General features: G+C 55.2%; 16 protein-coding genes. 11 read left to right on the top strand and 5 right to left on the bottom strand.

The genetic code is table 11. From position 1 onward, the window contains the following. The first annotated feature begins 30 nt into the window (after positions 1-30). The 4 genes from EE896_RS12880 to EE896_RS12865 all read left to right on the top strand — a co-directional run bounded on the left by EE896_RS12880 (position 31) and on the right by EE896_RS12865 (position 3,284). On the top strand, positions 31-1,245 hold the full coding sequence (locus tag EE896_RS12880) for a winged helix-turn-helix domain-containing protein (protein ID WP_003849371.1): 1,215 nt from the start codon (positions 31-33) through the stop codon (positions 1,243-1,245). A 105-nt stretch (positions 1,246-1,350) separates the two neighbouring features. After that, positions 1,351-1,533, top strand: a complete 183-nt coding sequence (locus EE896_RS12875) for a Trm112 family protein (protein ID WP_003849374.1) — start codon at positions 1,351-1,353, stop codon at positions 1,531-1,533. Further along, on the top strand, positions 1,530-2,279 hold the full coding sequence (kdsB, locus tag EE896_RS12870; RefSeq protein WP_003849376.1) for a 3-deoxy-manno-octulosonate cytidylyltransferase: 750 nt from the start codon (positions 1,530-1,532) through the stop codon (positions 2,277-2,279). Before EE896_RS12875 ends, kdsB begins: the two co-directional genes overlap by 4 nt. A 111-nt stretch (positions 2,280-2,390) precedes the next feature. Then, entirely contained in the window at positions 2,391-3,284 is an 894-nt protein-coding gene (locus EE896_RS12865; protein WP_008925849.1) for a phosphotransferase, read from the top strand. On the opposite strand, the gene elyC is transcribed toward EE896_RS12865, so the two are convergent. Then, entirely contained in the window at positions 3,264-4,046 is a 783-nt protein-coding gene (gene elyC, locus EE896_RS12860; RefSeq protein WP_003849380.1) for an envelope biogenesis factor ElyC, read from the bottom strand. The two genes, EE896_RS12865 and elyC, sit on opposite strands and share 21 nt — an antisense overlap. A gap of 125 nt (positions 4,047-4,171) precedes the next feature. On the opposite strand from elyC, the gene cmoM reads away from it, so the two are divergent. The 7 genes from cmoM to EE896_RS12825 all read left to right on the top strand — a co-directional run bounded on the left by cmoM (position 4,172) and on the right by EE896_RS12825 (position 14,828). Then, a complete protein-coding gene (gene cmoM, locus EE896_RS12855) occupies positions 4,172-4,957 on the top strand; it encodes a tRNA uridine 5-oxyacetic acid(34) methyltransferase CmoM (RefSeq protein ID WP_008925851.1) in 786 nt (261 codons plus the stop codon). Then, positions 4,954-6,276: a chromosome partition protein MukF gene (gene mukF, locus EE896_RS12850; RefSeq protein ID WP_003849384.1), complete on the top strand. Its 1,323-nt coding sequence runs from the start codon at positions 4,954-4,956 to the stop codon at positions 6,274-6,276. Before cmoM ends, mukF begins: the two co-directional genes overlap by 4 nt. Continuing rightward, entirely contained in the window at positions 6,257-6,982 is a 726-nt protein-coding gene (mukE, locus tag EE896_RS12845; protein WP_140915848.1) for a chromosome partition protein MukE, read from the top strand. Before mukF ends, mukE begins: the two co-directional genes overlap by 20 nt. Next, positions 6,979-11,466, top strand: a complete 4,488-nt coding sequence (gene mukB, locus EE896_RS12840; RefSeq protein ID WP_140915849.1) for a chromosome partition protein MukB — start codon at positions 6,979-6,981, stop codon at positions 11,464-11,466. Before mukE ends, mukB begins: the two co-directional genes overlap by 4 nt. A 147-nt stretch (positions 11,467-11,613) precedes the next feature. Next, positions 11,614-13,425 carry a L,D-transpeptidase gene (gene ldtD / locus EE896_RS12835; RefSeq protein ID WP_140033560.1) on the top strand — a complete coding sequence of 604 codons (1,812 nt, stop codon included), beginning with the start codon at positions 11,614-11,616 and terminating at the stop codon, positions 13,423-13,425. A 185-nt stretch (positions 13,426-13,610) separates the two neighbouring features. Then, positions 13,611-14,159: a peptidoglycan L,D-endopeptidase MepK gene (gene mepK / locus EE896_RS12830; RefSeq protein WP_003849393.1), complete on the top strand. Its 549-nt coding sequence runs from the start codon at positions 13,611-13,613 to the stop codon at positions 14,157-14,159. A 39-nt stretch (positions 14,160-14,198) separates the two neighbouring features. Further along, positions 14,199-14,828: an MBL fold metallo-hydrolase gene (locus EE896_RS12825; RefSeq protein ID WP_003849395.1), complete on the top strand. Its 630-nt coding sequence runs from the start codon at positions 14,199-14,201 to the stop codon at positions 14,826-14,828. 65 nt (positions 14,829-14,893) lie between these two features. Here the strand turns inward: EE896_RS12825 and EE896_RS12820 are convergent, their stop codons facing one another. The 4 genes from EE896_RS12820 to pncB all read right to left on the bottom strand — a co-directional run bounded on the left by EE896_RS12820 (position 14,894) and on the right by pncB (position 20,504). Then, positions 14,894-16,084, bottom strand: a complete 1,191-nt coding sequence (locus tag EE896_RS12820; protein WP_140915850.1) for an amino acid aminotransferase — start codon at positions 16,082-16,084, stop codon at positions 14,894-14,896. A 233-nt stretch (positions 16,085-16,317) separates the two neighbouring features. Beyond that, positions 16,318-17,442 carry a porin OmpF gene (ompF, locus tag EE896_RS12815; RefSeq protein ID WP_105099343.1) on the bottom strand — a complete coding sequence of 375 codons (1,125 nt, stop codon included), beginning with the start codon at positions 17,440-17,442 and terminating at the stop codon, positions 16,318-16,320. Between the two features lie 299 nt (positions 17,443-17,741). Continuing rightward, the gene (gene asnS / locus EE896_RS12810) at positions 17,742-19,142 is read right to left on the bottom strand and encodes an asparagine--tRNA ligase (RefSeq protein ID WP_008925857.1); all 1,401 of its coding nucleotides are present in this window, start codon (positions 19,140-19,142) and stop codon (positions 17,742-17,744) included. A gap of 156 nt (positions 19,143-19,298) precedes the next feature. Then, positions 19,299-20,504 carry a nicotinate phosphoribosyltransferase gene (pncB, locus tag EE896_RS12805; protein ID WP_008925858.1) on the bottom strand — a complete coding sequence of 402 codons (1,206 nt, stop codon included), beginning with the start codon at positions 20,502-20,504 and terminating at the stop codon, positions 19,299-19,301. Positions 20,505-20,542: the final 38 nt, after the last annotated feature.

The raw sequence follows: 20,542 nt of genomic DNA, 5'->3' as shown, positions 1-20,542 counted from the left end.
CCATTCAGGTGATGCCTGATAAGGAAGAGGATGAACAGCCCGCATTCACTTTCGTTACAGCAAGCACGTCACCTTCATCTCGCCGCGCAGGGCCTGCTGCGCGCGCCGGCAAAACGCGCGGTGTATCAGGATCTGATCAACTGCATCTCCCGCATGTCGCTGCTGCAAATCGATACCATTCATGTGGTGGCCCGCAGTCCCTATCTGGTGCTGTTCAGTCGCCTGGGTAATTATCCTCAGGCATGGCTGGAGCAGGCGCTGGCGCAGGGTGAACTCTTTGAATACTGGGCGCATGAAGCCTGTTTTATTCCCCGCGCCGATTACAGACTGCTTCGTCATCGCATGTTGTCGCCTGAACGTCTGGGCTGGAAATACAACGCGCAATGGGTTGCTGACCACCAGCAGGCGATTGCTGAACTATTGCAGCAGATCCGGGAAAATGGGCCGGTGCGCGCCGCCGATTTTACGCACGCCGATAACCCGAAGTCAGGCTGGTGGGCATGGAAACCGCACAAACGTCATCTGGAAAATCTCTTCAGCGCCGGTGAGCTGATGGTCGCAGAACGCCGCAATTTTCAGCGCGTCTACGATCTGCGCAGCCGCGTAATGCCTGACTGGCAGGATGAACTGCATGGTATCAGCGAAGCCGAAGCGACCCGTCAGATGCTGATGAACAGCGCCCGCAGCTTAGGGGTTTTCCGCGCGGCCTGGCTGGCGGATTACTATCGCCTGAAGCGGGCACCCGTAAAAGACTTTATCGCTGACGCCGAGGCTGCGGGCGATCTGGTCGCCGTCAATACAGAGGGTCTGGGCGAGATGTGGCTGCATCGTGACCTGCTGCCGTTGCTGGAGACGCCGCTGCAGGCGACGCACAGCACAGTGCTTTCTCCGTTTGATCCGGTGGTCTGGGATCGCAAACGCGCGCTTGAGCTGTTTAACTTCGACTACCGTATCGAGTGCTATACCCCCGAGGAGAAGCGCAAGTTTGGCTATTTTGTGTTGCCCATCCTCCATCGCGGGCAAATAAAAGGCCGGCTTGATGCCCGTATGCTGCGTCAGTCAAAACAGCTGGAGATTAAAAAACTCTGGCTGGAAGAGAAAACCCGTGTCACGGCGCGTTTTGCAGCAGATATCCGGCGCGCTATTGAACGCTTCGCAGCCTGGCAGGGCGCAGAAAGCGTCGCCATCCTGCAGGTACCCGATGCGCTTAAAGCGCACTGGCCAGCCCTGTGGACGCTGGATTAATCAAATTTTCGGCAGCCGCTGTGGGATGGTGTTTTACTCCATCCCGCATACGCCGCGCTATGGTATGCTTGAACCCTTACGCATTCGGTCCCTGATGGAGGACATATGGATCATCGTTTACTCGAAATCGTTGCCTGCCCGGTGTGCAATGGCAAACTCTACTTCAACAATGCACAGCAGGAGCTGATCTGCAAACCTGATGGCCTGGCCTTCCCGGTTCGTGACGGCATTCCGGTGCTGCTGGAAACGGAAGCCCGCACGCTCTCCGTCGAAGAGATTCATCCATGAGTTTTACGGCCATCATTCCTGCGCGTTATGCGTCAACCCGCTTACCGGGCAAGCCACTGCTTGATATCCATGGTAAACCGATGGTCGTGCATGTGATGGAGCGCGCCCGTGAATCGGGTGCCAGCCGTGTCATCGTTGCTACCGATCATCCTGACGTGGCAAAGGCCGTCGAGGCGGCAGGCGGCGAAGTCTGCATGACGCGCGCCGATCACCAGTCCGGCACGGAGCGGCTGGCGGAAGTGATCGAAAAATATCAGTTTGCCGATGACGAAATCATCGTCAACGTCCAGGGCGATGAGCCGATGATCCCGGCAGAGATTGTGCGTCAGGTGGCGACCAATCTGGCGGGGTCAGCAGCGGGCATGGCGACGCTGGCGGTGCCAATTACGGATGCGGAAGAAGCTTTTAATCCGAATGCGGTGAAAGTGGTCATGGATGTGAATGGCTACGCGCTCTATTTCTCACGGGCTACCATTCCGTGGGATCGTGAACGCTATGCAGCCTCGCGCGAGCAGATCGGTGACACGCTACTGCGTCACATTGGCATCTACGCTTATCGTGCCGGTTTTATTCGCCGCTATGTTGCCTGGGCGCCTTGCCCTCTGGAACAGATTGAGCTGCTCGAGCAATTGCGCGTTTTGTGGTACGGCGAGAAAATTCATGTCGCCGTGGCGAAAACCATCCCGAGCGTGGGTGTGGATACGCCAGACGATTTGCAACGTGTTCGTATTGCCATGCAGGCCTGACAAGCGGGGAGCCTGTCTCCCCGTTTCAGCACCACGTTATTGATCCGCCGCTAAACTTATAGCCAACACTTCCTTCAGGATAGGGTGATATTCATCTGAGGAGGATGCCGCATGGAACAGCTTAAATCAGAACTCACGCTGGCGCTGGGTGAAACCATCAGCCGCCTCGAAATGATCAGTGAACATCCACCCACCCGGCTCTATGCGTTATACAATCGTGACGGCCTTCCTATGCCAGTGGTGGCGAAATATTTTCGTCACCAGGGCAGGGCGGCGATGGAAGCCAGAAAACTGGCGTTGCTGGGGCAGGCCGGGCTGGTCGCCGTACCCGCGGTCTATGGTCTGGTGCTGAGCCAGCAGCCGCCAGTGCATGAAATGCTTCTGATGGCGCGACTGAATGGTGTGACGGCGGAAGCACCGGCGCGGGATGCTCAGCGCTGGCAACAGTTCTGCGAACAGGTCGTCGAGGGACTGCTGGCCTGGCACCGGCTTGATAGCCACGGCCTGGTCGGCACAGTGGACAGCACGCAGCAGAACCGCTGGCCCGCCTGGTATGCACAGCGGGTTGAAGTGTTGTGGGCGACCCTGAGCTATCTGCGTCCACCCACCTTTACCCTGGACGATCGCCAGGTGCTGTTCCGCTGCCGCGCGCGACTGGCGCATCTGTTTCGCGGCTTCGATGATCCCTGCGTGATGGTTCATGGCAACGTGCGGCTGCAGAGCATGCTGAAAAACAGCCGCAGTGACCAGTTAATCGCGATGACTCAGCCCGGCACGATTCTCTGGGCACCGCGTGAATATGACCTGATCCATCTGGATGCATCGCCAGCCGAAACGGCGCTACTGCATCATTACCTGCAACGGGCGCCGGTCTCAGAGGGTTTTATCTGGCGTCGGTGGGTTTATCAGCTGTGGGACTGCATCGACACGCTTATCCAGACCGGCACCTTTGATCGGCCGCGCTTTGACCATGCTCGCGCACAGTTACTTCCCTGGCTCGGCTGAGCCATCCTCGGTTTTCAGCCGTTGCAATAACGTGCCCAGCGTTTCATAAACGGCACGTTCGCTGTGACTTAGCCAGATCGATGACGGTATGGCCCGTTCCCAGCCATTCAGCGGTGAGGTAATCGCAAGCTGATTGGCGGGCGCGGCAATGGGCTTCAACCCGACCGCGTGGAAAAAGCGTATTGCCCGTGGCATATGATTCGCGGAGGTCACCAGCATTAGCGGGCGATTGCCTGCCACAGTTTTAACTGCCTGCGCTTCGTCTGCGGTATCGCGTGGCTGGTCAAGGATCTGAATATGTTCATGAGGAACGCCCAGACTTTCCGCCACCTGTGCCGCTACCCAGGCGCTGCTCTTCGGATTGGTGCCGCCCGCTGCACCGGTAAAAATCAGGGTCGACTGCGGATTACGCCGCCACTGGCGCACACCCTCTGCCACGCGGGGCAGGCTGTTATTCAACAGGTTCGAGCTGGGCGCCCATCCCGGATTAAAGGTGTAGCCTCCACCCAGTACCACAATATAGTCCACCTTCTCTGCGCCGTTCCAGGTCGGATAGCGGCTGTCCAGTGGCAGCAGCAGACGATCCGCCAGCGGCTGCAGACTCAGCAACAGAAGGAGCAGCCAGCTGACCGAGATCACGGTTTTGCCGCTTTTCTGCCAGCCAGTAAACCAAACCAGTAAAATACCAAGCGCCATCAACAAAAGCAGAAACGGCAGGGGTAAAAGCAGCCCGCCAATGACTTTTTTCAGGGTAAATAACATCAAAAATGCGTCCTGTTGTCCGAAAATAGAGCACCCGGAAGGGAAGATGGGGATGAAAGGTTCATTCTTCTGGTGCCTGTGACAAAATAGCATAAGTCTCACCGCAGCATACCGGAGCGCATGCCATGCAGGATCGTAACTTTGACGATCTCGCGGATAAATTTTCGCAAAATATTTACGGCACCACTAAAGGGAAAATACGGCAGGCCATTCTTTGGGACGAGCTGGAGAAGATACTGCCCGATCTGTCGTCACACCCGCTGTCGGTGCTGGACGCGGGCGGCGGTATTGGCCAGGTCTCCAGCGGGCTTGCGGCACAGGGCCATCAGGTTCTGCTGTGCGATCTCTCTGGTGAGATGCTACGCCGGGCAGAGGAAAATGCGGTGTCGCAGGGTGTGAGCCATAACATGCAATTCAGACAAATTAGCGCTCAGCAGGTGGGCGAACATTTGGATAAGCCGGTGGATCTGGTATTGTTCCACGCTGTGCTTGAATGGGTCGCTGAACCGGAGACGGTGCTGAAAGCGCTGTTCGATCTGCTGCGTCCGGGAGGCGTCATGTCGCTGATGTTTTACAATCTGCACGGCCTGACACTGCGCACCTTAACGCTGGGTAATTTCGGCTATCTGCGCACCAATCTGACCAAACGCAAAAAGCGAACGCTGTCGCCTGATTATCCGCGCGACCCTGAACAGGTTTATCGCTGGCTGGAGGCGTGTGGTTTTGTGATTGAACAGCGTGCCGGGATCCGGGTATTCAGTGATTACATGAAGCCGCCGAAGGGCGAACCAAAAAGCGACGACGAAATTATTGAGATGGAGCGGCGTTACTGCCGTCAGGAACCCTTTTTGAGCTTAGGGCGTTACATCCACGTGACCGCGCGTAAACCCGGGCAGAAGGACGAATTATGAGTGAATTTTCCCAGACGGTACCTGAACTGGTCTCCTGGGCGCGCAAAAATGACTTTTCCCTTGCGCTGCCAGTGGAACGTCTGGCCTTTTTGCTGGCTATCGCCACCCTTAATGGTGAGCGGATGGATGGCGAAATGAGTGAAGGCGATCTGATTGATGCATTCCGTCACGTCAGTAAAGCTTTCGAACAAACCCACGAAACCGTGTTGGTTCGCGCCAACAACGCCATCAATGACATGGTGCGACAGCGCCTGCTTAACCGCTTTACCAGCGAACTGACCGAAGGCAATGCTATCTATCGCCTGACGCCGCTGGCCATCGGCATCACTGACTATTACATCCGTCAGCGAGAATTTTCGACGCTGCGCCTGTCTATGCAGCTGTCGATTGTGGCCAATGAGCTTAAGCGAGCAGCCGATGCGGCGCAGGAAAACGGCGACGAGTTCCACTGGCATCGCAATGTTTTTGCGCCGCTGAAATATTCGGTGGCGGAGATCTTCGACAGCATTGATATGACCCAGCGTCTGATGGATGAACAGCAACAGGCGGTGAAAAACGATATTGCTGAACTGCTGAACAAAGACTGGCGCGCGGCTATCTCCAGCTGTGAAATGCTGCTTTCCGAAACGTCAGGGACGTTGCGTGAACTGCAGGATACGCTGGAAGCTGCGGGCGACAAACTTCAGGAAAACCTGCTGCGGATTCAGGATGCCACGCTGGACAGCCCGGACCTGGGCTTCGTCGATAAGCTGGTGTTTGATCTGCAAAGCAAACTCGACCGGATTACCAGCTGGGGCCAGCAGGCAATCGACCTGTGGATCGGCTATGACCGCCACGTCCATAAATTCATCCGTACCGCCATCGACATGGATAAGAACCGCGTCTTTGCGCAGCGCCTGCGGGTATCAGTACAGAATTACTTCGACGCGCCCTGGGCGCTGACCTACGCCAACGCCGACCGTCTGTATGACATGCGTGATGAAGCGCTGACGCTGCGGAATGACGAAGTGATGGGCGAACTGCCGCCGGAGATGGAATACGAAGAGATCAACGAAATTCGCGAACAGCTGGCAGCGATGATTGAAGAAGCGCTGCAGGTCTATAAATCGCAACAAAAACCGCTCAACCTCGCGTCAGTGATGCGCGACTACCTGGCCCAGTATCCACGCGCCCGCCATTTCGATCTGGCACGCATTGTGGTGGATCAGGCGGTGCGCCTTGGCGTAGCAGAAGCTGATTTAGCCGGTTTGCCTGTGGAATGGCAAGCCATCAATGATTACGGAGCCAAGGTGCAGGCACATGTCATCGACAAATATTGAACAAGTGATGCCGGTTAAGCTGGCACTGGCACTGGCCAACCCAATTTTTCCCGCGCTGGATAGCCAGTTACGCGCCGGACGTCATATCGGTATCGAAGAGCTGGATAATCATGCGTTTCTGATGGACTACCAGTCGTTTCTCGAAGAGTTTTACAGCCGTTATCACGTTGAGTTGATTCGTGCGCCGGAAGGCTTTTTCTATCTGCGTCCGCGTTCAACGACGTTGATTCCGCGTTCCGTGCTCTCTGAGCTGGATATGATGGTCGGGAAGATTCTTTGCTATCTCTACCTCAGCCCGGAACGTCTGGCCAATGAAGGGATTTTTACCCAGCAGGAGCTCTACGACGAGCTGCTCTCGCTGGCGGACGAGAATCGCCTGCTGAAGCTGGTTAACCAGCGTTCCACCGGTTCGGATCTGGATCGCACCAAACTGCAGGAGAAAGTGCGCGCCTCTCTGAGCCGTCTGCGCCGTCTGGGTATGGTGTGGTTTTACGGTAACGACAGCAGCAAATTCCGCATCACTGAATCCGTGTTCCGCTTTGGTGCCGACGTGCGCAGCGGTGATGACGCCCGTGAAGCGCAGCTTCGCCTGATTCGTGATGGCGAAGCGATGCTACTGGAAAACGCGACAGCACCGGTCGACACCGACGAAGGTGACGGTCAGGAAGGCGACGCGAGTGAGAACGCAGAGGAAGAACAGGCATGATTGAGCGCGGAAAGTTTCGTTCGCTTACGCTGATCAACTGGAACGGCTTTTTTGCCCGTACTTTTGATCTCGATGAATTAGTGACCACGCTGTCAGGCGGTAACGGTGCGGGTAAGTCCACCACCATGGCGGCATTTGTGACCGCGCTGATCCCCGATTTAACATTGCTGCACTTCCGTAATACCACCGAAGCGGGCGCAACGTCGGGATCACGTGACAAAGGTTTACACGGGAAGCTGCGGGCTGGCGTCTGTTACTCCATGCTGGATGTCGTGAATTCACGTCATCAGCGTGTGGTGGTCGGTGTCCGTCTGCAACAGGTCGCCGGACGCGATAAAAAGGTCGATATTAAACCTTTCAGTATCCATGGCCTGCCAACCGATACCAACCCGACCGATATGCTGACAGAAGTGCTTAACAGCCGTCAGGCACGCGTATTGCCGCTGAATGAGGTGAAAGAGCGGGTTGAGGCGCAGGAAGGCGTACAGTTCCGCGCTTATAACTCAATCACCGATTATCACGCCATGATGTTTGATCTGGGCGTGGTGCCGCGACGTCTGCGCTCTGCCAGCGATCGCAGCAAGTTTTATCGTTTGATTGAAGCCTCACTGTATGGCGGTATCTCCAGCGCCATCACCCGATCGCTGCGTGATTACCTGCTGCCTGAAAACAGCGGCGTGCGTAAAGCGTTTCAGGACATGGAAGCGGCGCTGCGCGAAAACCGCATGACGCTGGAGGCAATCCGCGTTACCCAGTCTGACCGCGATCTCTTTAAGCATCTGATCTCCGAGGCGACCAGCTACGTTTCGGCTGACTATATGCGCCACGCCAACGAGCGTCGGGGGCATCTCGACAGTGCGTTACAACTGCGCAGTGAGCTGTTCAGCAGTCGCAAGCAGCTCGCCACCGAGCAGTATCGTCATGTTGAGATGGCGCGCGAACTGGCTGAGCACAGTGGCGCAGAGAACGATCTCGAAGTCGATTACCAGGCCGCCAGCGATCACCTGAATCTGGTGCAGACGGCGATGCGTCAGCAGGAGAAGATTGAGCGTTACGATGCCGATATCGAAGATCTGACGCTGCGTCTGGAAGAGCAGACCGAAGTGGTCGCCGAAGCGCGTGAAATTCAGGAAGAGAATGAAGCGCGTGCCGAAGCCGCTGAGCTGGAAGTGGATGAGCTGAAAAGTCAGCTGGCCGATTTCCAGCAGGCACTCGACGTGCAGCAAACCCGCGCCATCCAGTATCAGCAGGCCTTGCAGGCGCTGGAACGCGCCCGCACGCTCTGCCAGCTGCCCGATCTGACCATCGACAATGCCGCTGAATGGCAGGAAAGTTTCCAGGCCAAAGAGGAAGAGGCGACAGAACGCCTGCTGCGTCTGGAACAGAAGCTGAGCGTCGCGGAAGCGGCACACAGTCAGTTCGAACAGGCGCTGGCGCTGGTGACCAGCATTGCCGGTGATGTGTCCCGTCAGGATGCCTGGCAAACCGGTCGCGAACTGCTGCGTGATGCCAGCAATCAGCGTCATCACGCTGAACAGCTCTCATCGCTGCGTCTGCGTCTCAATGAGCTGGAACAGCGCCTGCGCGAACAGCATGAGGCGGAGCGTCTGCTGGCCGAGTTCTGCAAGCGCCAGGGGCAGCATTATGAAGCCGATGCGCTGGCTGGCCTGCAGCAGGAACTGGAAGCACAGATTGAACAGCTGAACAGCAGCGTCTCGGACGCCGGTGAGCAGCGCATGATGATGCGTCAGGAGCTGGAACAGCTGCGTGAACGCATCACCAGCCTTACCGCCCGCGCGCCACACTGGCTGGCGGCGCAGGAGATTCTGACGCAGCTCAGCGAACAGACTGGCCAGGCGCTGAACAGCAGCCAGGACGTCACCGAATATATGCAGCAGCTGCTGGAGCGTGAGCGTGAGACCACCGTCGAGCGCGACGAAGTGGCCGCCCAAAAACGCGATATCGAGCAGCAGATTGAACGACTCAGCCAGCCAGGCGGAGCGGAAGATGCGCGGCTGACCCAGCTGGCGGAACGTTTTGGCGGCGTCTTACTGTCTGAAATTTATGATGATGTTACACTGGACGATGCGCCGTACTTCTCCGCACTCTACGGTCCGTCACGTCATGCGATCGTGGTGCCGGATCTGTCACGTGTTCGTGAGTTGCTGGACGGGCTCGAGGATTGCCCGGAAGATCTCTATCTGATCGAAGGTGATCCGCAGTCGTTCGATGACAGCGTCTTCAGCGTGGATGAGCTGCAGAATGCGGTGGTTGTGAAGGTAGCTGAGCGTCAGTGGCGCTACTCCCGCTTCCCGAAAATACCGCTGTTTGGCCGTGCTGCGCGTGAAAATCAGCTGGAGCTGCTGCATCTTGAACGCGACAAGCTGGCCGAACGCTACGCGACGCTGTCGTTTGACGTGCAGAAAACGCAACGTCTGCATCAGTCGTTCAGCCGTTTTATCGGCAGTCATCTGGCCGTGGCGTTTGACGCTGACCCGGAAGCACAGATCCGTCAGCTGGGCGCACGCCGGGCTGAACTGGAACGGGCGCTGAATCAGCACGAGAGCAATAATCAGCAGCAGCGCCAGCAGTATGAGCTGGCGAAAGAGGGCGTGTCACAACTTAACCGACTGCTGCCACGCGTTAACCTGCTGCTGGATGATACGCTGGGCGATCGTTGCGAAGAGATTCGTGAGCAGGTCGATGCGGCGCAGGATGCGGCGCGCTTTCTGCATCAGCACGGCGCGAAACTGGCGAAACTTGAGCCAATTATCGCCGTGTTGCAGAGCGACCCGGAACAGCACGAGCAGCTGCAGGCGGATTATCAGCAGGCACAGCAGCAACAGCGTAATGCGCGTCAGCAGGCCTTTGCCCTGACCGAAGTGGTGCAGCGTCGCGCCCACTTCAGCTATGACGACTCAGCCAGCATGCTCAACGGCAACAATGACCTCAGCGATAAGCTGCGTCAGCGTCTGGAGCAGGCTGAAGGTGAACGTAGTCGCAGTCGTGATCGCCTGCGTGAACATCAGGCGCAGCTGACACAATACTCGCAGGTGCTCGCCTCGCTGAAAAGCGCCTATGACGCGAAACGCGACATGCTGAAAGAGCTGCAGCAGGAAATGCAGGACATTGGCGTCCAGGCTGACAGCAGTGCAGAAGCGCGCGCGCGCGTTCGTCGTGACGAGCTGTACACAGCACTCAGTCACAACCGTGCCCGCCGCAATCAGCTGGAGAAACAACTCACTTTCTGCGAAGCGGAGATGGATAACCTGCAGAAGCGACTGCGTCAGCTGGAGCGTCAATATCATCTGGTGCGGGAGCAGGTGGTCAGCGCCAAAGCGGGCTGGTGTACCGTACTGCGTCTGGTGAAAGAGAATGGCGTTGAGCGTCGTCTGCATCGCCGTGAACTGGCCTACCTGAGCGGCGATGAACTGCGCTCGATGTCGGATAAAGCATTGGGTGCGCTGCGTCTGGCGGTAGCGGATAACGAACATCTGCGCGACGTGCTGCGGTTGTCGGAAGATCCAAAACGTCCGGAACGTAAGATTCAGTTCTTTATTGCGGTTTATCAGCATCTGCGTGAGCGTATCCGTCAGGATATTATTCGTACTGACGATCCGGTCGAAGCGATTGAGCAGATGGAAATCGAACTGAACCGTCTGACCGAAGAGCTGACGGCACGTGAGCAGATGCTGGCGATCAGTTCGCGCAGTGCGGCCAATATCATCCGTAAAACAATCCAGCGCGAACAGAATCGCATCCGTCAGCTCAACCAGGGCTTGCAGACCGTCAGCTTTGGTCAGGTGCACAGCGTGCGGCTCAACGTGAATGTGCGTGAAACGCATGCCATGCTGCTGGACACACTGTCGGAGGAGCACGAGCAGCATCAGGATCTGTTTAACAGTAATCGCCTGACCTTCTCCGAAGCGCTGGCGAAGCTTTATCAGCGTCTTAATCCGCACATCGACATGGGGCAGCGTACGCCGCAGACCATCGGCGAGGAGCTGCTGGACTACCGCAACTATCTGGAGATGGAAGTGGAAGTTAACCGGGGTTCTGATGGCTGGCTGCGTGCAGAGAGCGGTGCGCTCTCAACCGGTGAAGCGATTGGTACCGGTATGTCCATTCTGGTAATGGTGGTGCAAAGCTGGGAAGAGGAGTCCCGTCGTCTGCGCGGCAAAGACATTTCACCATGCCGACTGCTGTTCCTTGATGAAGCGGCCCGTCTGGATGCCCGCTCCATCGCCACGCTGTTTGAACTGTGTGAACGACTGGAGATGCAACTGGTGATTGCCGCGCCAGAGAACATCAGCCCAGAGAAAGGCACGACCTACAAACTGGTGCGTAAAGTGTTTAATAACACCGAGCATGTGCATGTGGTTGGCCTGCGTGGTTTTGCTGCGGATACTTCGCCGGTGCGTGCGGGAAGCGAAGCCGAAGCATTGCCCGATTTAACGGCTGAAAAATCACAGGCGGAAACGTAGTCAAAAACTGAACCATTCGTTAATCTGGTTACGGCATTTGTCGCATGAGGCAAATGCCGTTTTTGTTTGTATACTCACATGATGAGTCACAGCGCGGTCGCAGCGGATACAGGGAACGCTGCGAAGTTGAAAAATAAGGAGGCAGGGATGTTGCGGGTAAAAAAATTACATCATCATCGCGTTGTATCATTGCTGGCGCTGGCGCTATCCGTTGTTCCATTTACGCTACCGCAGGCTGCTGTCATCGCCGCTTTGCCTGGAACTAGCCAGGCGGCCATCTCCGTATCCGACAGTCAGCAGCGCATTCGGCAGGCGTTCTCCAGCGCCGACCAGCCATTTTATCTGGGACCGCTGGCAACGCTTTATGCATCCCGTCATATGCAACCGCTCTGGCAGGATCCTCAGGCGGTGCAAAAATTTCAGCAGCAGCTGGCAGAAGTGGCGCTGTCTGGCGTTCAGCCGCAGTTCACGCGCTGGATTGAGCGTCTGACCAACCCCGCCATTACCGGCTTTGCCCGGGATGTTGCGTTGTCTGATGCGATGCTGGGTTATCTGCAATTTGTGTCGAATGTGCCGACGCAGGGTGAAACCTGGCTCTACAGCAATGTTCCTTACAGGCTGACCCAGCCCTCCGTGGCGGTGGTCAATCAGTGGCAGAATGCGGTCAATGCCGGTTCTGACAATGCATTTATTGCCTCCTTACAGCCGCAGCATCCACAGTATCAGCCCATGCATGCTGCGCTTATCACCCTGCTTAGCGATAAGCAGCCCTGGCCGCAGCTGAAAAGCAGTGAAACACTGCGTCCGGGCCAGGTCAGTGATGACGTTCCTGCGCTGCGTGAAATTTTGCAGCGCAGCGGCATGTTAACGGCGCAGGTTAATGCGCCGGCACCCAATGACGATGCGGTACCCGTTGCCGCCTCGCCGGTAACGCACAGCGATCAGCCTGTTGCAGTCAGTCCTTCTGCCGCGCCAGTCAGCAATCTGCTTACCCCATCACCACAATCACCGGGTAACGTACAGAGTCAGACGCTCGAAGGAAATACCGCCAATATTTATGATGAGACGCTGGTGGCGGCGGTGAAGCGTTTCCAGCAGTGGCAGGGACTGGATGGCGATGGGGCTATCGGTGCCAGAACCCGTCAGTGGCTTAACGTCTCTCCGCAGATGCGGGCGTCGTTGCTGGCGCTGAACATTCAGCGTCTTCGCCTGCTGCCGGACGATATGCATAACGGCATCATGGTGAACATCGCCAACTACTCGCTGATTTATTACAACAACGGCAATAAGATCCTCTCATCGCGCGTCATCGTCGGACGTCCGGACCGTAAAACGCCGTTGATGCGCAGCGCACTCAATAATGTGGTGCTGAATCCGCCGTGGAATGTGCCAACAACACTGGTGCGAAAAGATATTATTCCAAAAGTGAAGCTGGATCCGACCTATCTTTATAAGCATGGTTATACCCTGCTGTCGGGCTGGAGTGCTGACGCTGAAGTGATTGATCCCAGCATGATCGACTGGCGTATGGTCACCGCTTCATCATTCCCTTATCGCCTGATTCAGGCACCGGGGGAGGCGAATGCGCTGGGCCGTTATAAATTTAATATGCCAAGCTCAGATGCGATCTACCTGCATGACACGCCAAACCATAATCTGTTCCAGCGTGATATCCGCGCGCTCAGCTCCGGCTGTGTCCGGGTGAATAAAGCATCTGAACTGGCGGGATTATTACTGCAGGACGCGGGCTGGAACGATGCGCGTATTTCCAGCACGTTAAAAGAGGGCGACACCCGCTATGTTCCGATTCGCCATCGCATTCCAGTGAATCTCTATTATCTTACGGCGTGGGTCGCTGATGATGGCAAACCCCAGTTCCGCACAGATATTTACAATTATGATGACACCGCCCGTTCGGGCAGTCAGGCTCTCAGTCGGGCTGAGCAGTTACTGCTCTAGTGATTGATTTTAAATCGTTAGCAGCGTCCCGGTCATTTACACTAATATTTTCAAATGGCGATCCCTCCGGGGATCGCCTCACAAACCATGGGCAGATGGGTTGACGCTTCTCTGAGAGAAAGTTATGGTTCGGCCTGTGCGCTTTTTGCACATTTCTCGGGCTTCATTCTCAGGTAAATCGTTACATGTCTACTATTGATTCTTCTCGTCGCAAACTACTGCTGTGTGGTAGTGCCGCCGCCGGACTGGCTTTATTGCCTGCTTCCGCAAGGGCCTCGCTTTCTACGTCTCGTCCGCGTGTATTGATGCTTAATAATCTTCACACCGGTGAAACCCTTAAAACTGAGTTTTTTAATGGTAAGAGTTACGACAAGGATGAGTTGTCACGATTAAATCACTTTTTCCGGGACTATCGCGCCAATAAAGTGAAAAGCATCGATCCGCACCTGTTTGATCAGATTTTTCGCCTGCAGGCGCTGCTGGGTATGCGTAAACCGATTCAGCTGGTGTCCGGCTATCGCTCACTGGCAACCAACAACATGCTACGTGAGAGTGGTCCAGGTGTGGCAAAGCACAGCTATCACACCAAGGGTCAGGCGATGGATTTTCATATCGAAGGCGTTTCGCTCGCCAATGTACGCAAAGCGGCGTTATCTCTGCGCGCAGGTGGTGTAGGATATTATCCCCGCAGTAACTTTGTACATATTGATACCGGGCCGATCAGGCACTGGTAACGACACCGGCAACGCTGCGTGAGCCGGTCATGGAGCGTTATGAATTACCACATTATTCCTGTTACAGCGTTTGCCCAGAACTGCTCAGTGATCTGGTGCGACTCCACGCGCGAAGCCGCGCTGGTCGATCCCGGCGGCGATGCCGAACTTGTCAAACAAACGCTGGAACAACTCGGACTTAAACCTGCTCAGATTCTGCTGACGCATGGACATCTTGATCACGTCGGGGCTGCCGTTGAACTGGCTGCCTTCTGGCAGATTCCGATTATCGGCCCGCAAAAGCGCGATGCTTTCTGGCTGGAAGCGCTGCCTACCCAGAGCCGGATGTTCGGCCTGGACGAGTGCGCACCTTTTACCCCCGATCGCTGGCTTGAAGAGGGGGAGAGCGTTCAGGTAGGGTTGATCACGCTCGAAGTCCTGCACTGTCCGGGACATTCACCTGGCCACGTGGTCTTCTTTGACCGTCAGGGACGATTGCTGATTTCAGGCGACGTTATCTTTAATGGCGGGGTGGGACGCACAGACTTCCCGCAGGGCGATCATCAGCAGCTTATCAATGCTATCCGCACAAAATTACTGCCGCTGGGCGATGATGTGACGTTTCTGCCCGGTCACGGTCCGATTTCTACGCTGGGACATGAGCGCGTGAGTAACCCTTTTCTGCAGTAAAAATCAGCGATCTTTCCTGCAATAAAAAATGGGCCATCAGGCCCATTTTTGTTTCGTCGTCAGCGTTACAGCACCGCGACAATCGCTTCGCACAGTGCCGACATATTGTCTGGCGTCATGCCTGCCACATTCACCCGGCCTGAGTTAACGGCATAGACACCGAACTCTTCACGCAGGCGAATTACCTGGTCTTTGGTTAAGCCACTGAACGAGAACATACCGTTTTGCTTAATAATAAAGCTGAAGTCACGCTGAGCGCCTTTCTCTGCAAGGGTGTTCACAAACAGCTGACGCATGCGCTGAATGCGCTGGCGCATATCTGACAGCTCCTGCTCCCAGATGGTTCGCAGTGTATCGTTGCCCAGAATAGTGGCGACGATAGCGGCACCATGCGCCGGCGGATTGGAGTAGTTAGCGCGGATGGTGTATTTCACCTGACTGAACGCCGTATCTGCCACGCTGGCTTCAGCCGCCACCACGGTGATGGCACCGACACGCTCGTTATACAGACCAAAGTTCTTGGAGTAGGAGCTGGCGACGATCAGTTCCTGATGCGAGGCGGCAAAAATGCGCAGGCCTTCTGCATCTTCATCCAGACCACGGGCAAAGCCCTGGTAGGCGAAGTCAAACAACGGCAGCCACCCATTGGCCTGTGACAATTCCGCCAGCTGTTGCCACTGCTCAGCGGTTGGGTCAATACCGGTCGGGTTATGGCAGCAGCCGTGGAACAGCACCACATCACCTGGCTGAACCTGCTGCAGCGACGTCAGCATGCCTTCAAAATCCAGCGTATGGTTTGCCGCGTCATAATAGTGGTATTCACAGACTTCAAGACCGGCCGCATTAAACACGTTGTTGTGGTTAGGCCAGCTCGGATTGCTGATCCAGACCCGCTTCACGGAGGTCTGCGTCGCGAGGAAATCTGCTGCCACACGTAACGCACCTGTGCCACCTGGCGTCTGCGCCGTACGGGCGCGGCCTGCCGTGATCAGCGGGCTTTGATTGCCGAACAACAGTGCCTGTGTGCAACGGGCGAAATCAGCCAGACCATCAATGCTGAGATAGTTTTTGGTGGTTTCGTTTTCCAGCAGGTATTGCTCAGCTTTTTTAACACTGGTCAGCACCGGGGTCTTGCCGGTTTCGTCTTTGTAGACGCCGATACCCAGATTGATTTTTTCAGGGCGGTCATCAGCACGAAACAGATCGGCCAGCCCAAGAATAGGATCGGCGGGTGCAGCAGAGATCGATTCAAACATGTGTCAGGTCCATTAGCGTGAACGTTAGCGGAAAGAGCTGTCAGGTTAACGTCCGGCCAGGGAAATGCCAACCGTTTGCGAGACAAAATCATCAATTTTACTGTGTTCATTTCACGACGAGGAGAAGCTGAATTTCAGGCGAAGTAAAAAGCGGAGTGTCGGGCAGATTTCAGGAATGACAGCCATAAAAAAACGGGGCTTTAGCCCCGTTTTTTAACACGTCGGAAGCAGGATTAGAACTGGTAAACCAGGCCTACTGCTACAGTGTCATCGGTGTTCAGACCCAGCGCGTTATTGTCATCCAGCTGGTTGATCTGATAATCCACGTAGGTAGACATGTTTTTGTTGAAGTAGTAAGTCGCGCCAACGTCGATGTATTTAATCAGGTCAGCATCGCCAACGCCTTCGATATCCTTGCCTTTAGACTGAACATAAGCAATGGATGGGCGCAGACCGAAGTCGAACTGATACTGTGCAACCAGTTCAATGTTCTGTGCTTTGTTAGCAGAAGCAGCGCTGGTGGTGTTGTTCAGACCAGTCACAACAGAGATTGGTGTAGAGTTACGGGTTTCACCGTACATCGCTGCCAGGTAAACATTGTTTGCATCATATTTCAGAGCAGTTGCCCAGTTTTCAGCACGTTTGCCCTGGCCAACAACGTTACCATTGATATCGGTAGTGCCGTCTGCCTGAGAGTTTGTGCGATCGCTGCTGCTGTATGCGCCAACAACACCAACACCGATTGGTGAGGTATAGCTGGTTGATGCGCCCCAGCCGTCGCCGTTAGCACGACGCGTGTCGGTACGCTCGTTTTTACCCTGATACTGAAGTGCGAAGTCCCAGCCATCTACCAGACCAAAGAAGTTGGTGTTGCGGTAGGTCAGCAGGCCGGTGCTACGACCGTTCATGAAGTTATCTGAGTATCCTGAGTCGCCACCGAACTCTGGCAGCATATCGGTCCAGCCGATTGCATCATAAACCACACCGTAGTTACGGCCGTAGTCGATTGAGCCAGCGTCGCCGAATTTCAGACCGGCAAAGCCCAGACGGGTTTTGTTGCCGTTTTGTGCGTCAGAACCTTCAGAGTTATTCGCCTGAATGTTGTATTCCCACTGGCCGTAACCGGTCAGCTGGTCATTAATCTGGGTTTCGCCTTTAAAGCCGAAACGAACGTAAGATTTGTCGCCGTTGTTGCCGTCGCCATCTGAGCCATCGTTATCAGAAAAATAATGCAGGCCAACAGCTTTACCGTACAGGTCCAGTTTGTTGCCGTCTTTGTTATAGATTTCTGCAGCATTTGCTGCGCCGGCGGCTAACAGAGCAGGGATAACCACTGCAAGAATATTGCGCTTCATCATTATTCATTACCCTCATTGGAGTTATTTGTACACCTGCCACTGCCGTCAGGAAATCTTTACAGAACCCTTAACGAAGTTTGGTGTCTTCCTGTGTCTGCACGCATCTTTCCATCCCACCCGCCGTAATTCTAGCGCTTAAATGCTACTAAACTCGTAATCTTGTTTCAGCAGGAAAATATGTATTACAAAATGTAAAAAATACGGAACTTTGTGAGTGAACTCAAAATTTACAAAAATAAAAAAAGGCCGGCAGTGCCGACCTCGTTATATATATGAATTTCTTATATTTAATGCCGAAATCAGAAACTCGCGTTGCGTGGCGTGCGCGGGAAGGGGATAACATCCCTTACATTTTGTACGCCAGTGACATAGGCGATTAAACGTTCAAAGCCCAAACCAAATCCAGAATGTGGCACGGTACCGTAGCGACGCAGATCACGATACCACCAGTAATCTTCTTTATTCAGACCCATCTCTTCGAGTCGTGCATCCAGCACATCCAGACGCTCTTCACGCTGTGAACCACCGATGATCTCACCAATGCCAGGTGCCAGGACATCCATTGCCGCCACGGTTTTGCCATCGTCGTTCAAACGCATATAGAACGCTTTAATGTCTTTCGGATAGTTTTTCACCACCACTGGCGCTTTAAAATGTTTCTCTGCCAGGTAACGCTCATGCTCAGAAGAGAGGTCGATTCCCCAGGAAACAGGGTTTTCGAAGGTCTGACCGCAATTCATCAGGATTTCAACCGCGTCGGTGTAGTCGACCTGGGCAAAATCAGTGGTAATGAAACGCTGGAGGCGTTCTACAGCTTCTTTATCGACGCGCTCAGCGAAGAAGGCCATGTCATCGGCGCGCTCTTCCAGCACCGCATTGAACACATACTTCAGCATTGACTCGGCCAGTGCGGCGGCATCATCCAGTGTCGCAAACGCAATTTCCGGCTCCAGCATCCAGAATTCTGCCAGATGACGGCTGGTGTTGGAGTTCTCTGCGCGAAACGTCGGGCCAAAGGTGTAGATCTTCGACAGGGCGCTGGCATAGGTTTCACCGTTCAGCTGACCGGAAACGGTCAGGAAAGCTTCTTTGCCAAAGAAATCTTCGCTGAAATCGACTTTGCCCTGATCGTTGCGCGGCAGGTTTTCCATATCCAGCGTAGAGACACGGAACATTTCACCTGCACCTTCGGTGTCGGAGGCGGTAATCAGCGGGGTGGAGACCCAGAAATAGCCATTTTCATGGAAGAAGCGATGCAGCGCCTGCGCCAGGGTATGGCGAACGCGGGCCACTGCGCCAATCAGGTTGGTGCGTGGACGCAGGTGCGCCACTTCACGCAGATACTCAATGCTGTGACGTTTCGCCGCCATCGGATAGCTGTCCGGATCTTCCACCCAGCCAACCACTTCCAGGCTGGTTGCCTGAATCTCAAACGCCTGGCCCTGACCCGGCGATGCCACCACTTTACCGGTGACGATAACGGAACAGCCGGTGGTCAGACGCAGCACTTCATCCTGATAATTATTCAGAGAATTATTGACGACAGCCTGAACGGGATTAAAGCAGGAGCCGTCATAGACAGCGATGAAGGAAAGACCGGCTTTGGAATCTCTTCGGGTACGCACCCAACCACGTACGGTGACTTCACTGTCAACCGCGACGCGACCGTGCAGTACGTCCGCTACAGGCACTACGCTCATAAATATCTCTCTATATAGAAGAAGTGAGTTAAAAGTTGCCCCATCCGGGGTTTTGCTATGTTACTTGCGAGTCTTCAGGAAACAAGCAAAATTCAGGGGGAATGCAGATTTATTACAGCAGAGGCGGGGCGCATCAACGCCCCGATAAGAAGAGGATTAACTCGCTTTTTTCACCAGCGGCAAATCAAAGGCTTTTCGCAGGGCTTTTACAAAGGCTTTATCCTGACAGATAGTTTTGCCGGGGCTGTCTGAGAGTTTCGCCACCGGTTTACCATTGCACTGCACCAGCTTAATAACGATATTCAGTGGCGTTACGCCCGGAATGTCGCAGGTCAGACGGGTACCGATACCGAACACGACATTCGTCCGTTGGCCAAAGTGGCGGTATAACGCCAGGGCTTTGTCGAGGTTTAAGTTGTCAGAAAAGACCAGGTGTTTGCTTTGCGGATCGATACCCAGGCTCTGATAGTGGGCAAGGGCTTTCTCGCCCCACTCAACCGGATCGCCGGAGTCATGGCGCAGTCCCTGATAGCGACGGGCAAACAACGGACCGAAATCGCGCAGGAAGGCGTCCATGGCAATACAATCGGTCAGCGCAATGCCCAGTTGATCGTCATACTCATCGAGCCACGCCTGCAGCGCCGCGCGCTGGCTATTAGCAAGGACCGGGCTGATCTGCTGGAAGGCCTGGAACCACTCATGTGCCTGCGTCCCGACCGGCGTCAGTGACAGACGGCGCGCCAGATCATAGTTACTGGTGCCAATCAGCCACGGGAAATCCTGTTTCAGCGTTGAGACGATCGACTGCTGCACATCCTGTGAGTAGCGACGACGGGTGCCGAAATCCATCAGGCGGAAGCGTGACATATCCAGGTCAGCCACCTGCGTCTTAAAGTCGCCGAGTTTCTGGTGTAAATGGTCAATCGCCTGCTGGGTGGTGACCTGCGGTGTGCGATGACGATGCACAATCTCGCTGATTAGCGCCAGCAGCGGCACCTCCCACATAATGACTTCCCGCCACGGCCCCTGAATACGGATATCCAGTTTGCCATGGTGATTGCGCACCTCAACCTGATCCGGGTTATAGCGGAACTGGCGTAACCAGCTGAGGTAATCCTGCTGGAAGAAGGGGAGGTGAGACAGCCAGGTCGCTTCATCATCAGTCAGCGCCAGGTGTTGCATAGCGGTTATCGCGTCACGAATTTCGTCAGCGTAGAGACCCAGCAGTTCGTCGCCGCGGCAGCGAAACTCCGCCGCCACCGTTACGTCATGATAGCGGTGGAAAACGGCCTGCTGCATATGGAGCTTATAGGCGTCCGTATCCAGCAGCGAGGTCAGTATCGGGGAAGCATGTCCTGTCATGGCGCGTTTCAGCATCCTGTTCGGTGGCGCAGAGCCCG

Origin of the sequence: Pantoea eucalypti (assembly GCF_009646115.1) — a bacterium.
GTDB lineage: Bacteria > Pseudomonadota > Gammaproteobacteria > Enterobacterales > Enterobacteriaceae > Pantoea > Pantoea eucalypti.
This window is presented reverse-complemented; position numbering and strand designations above follow the sequence as displayed.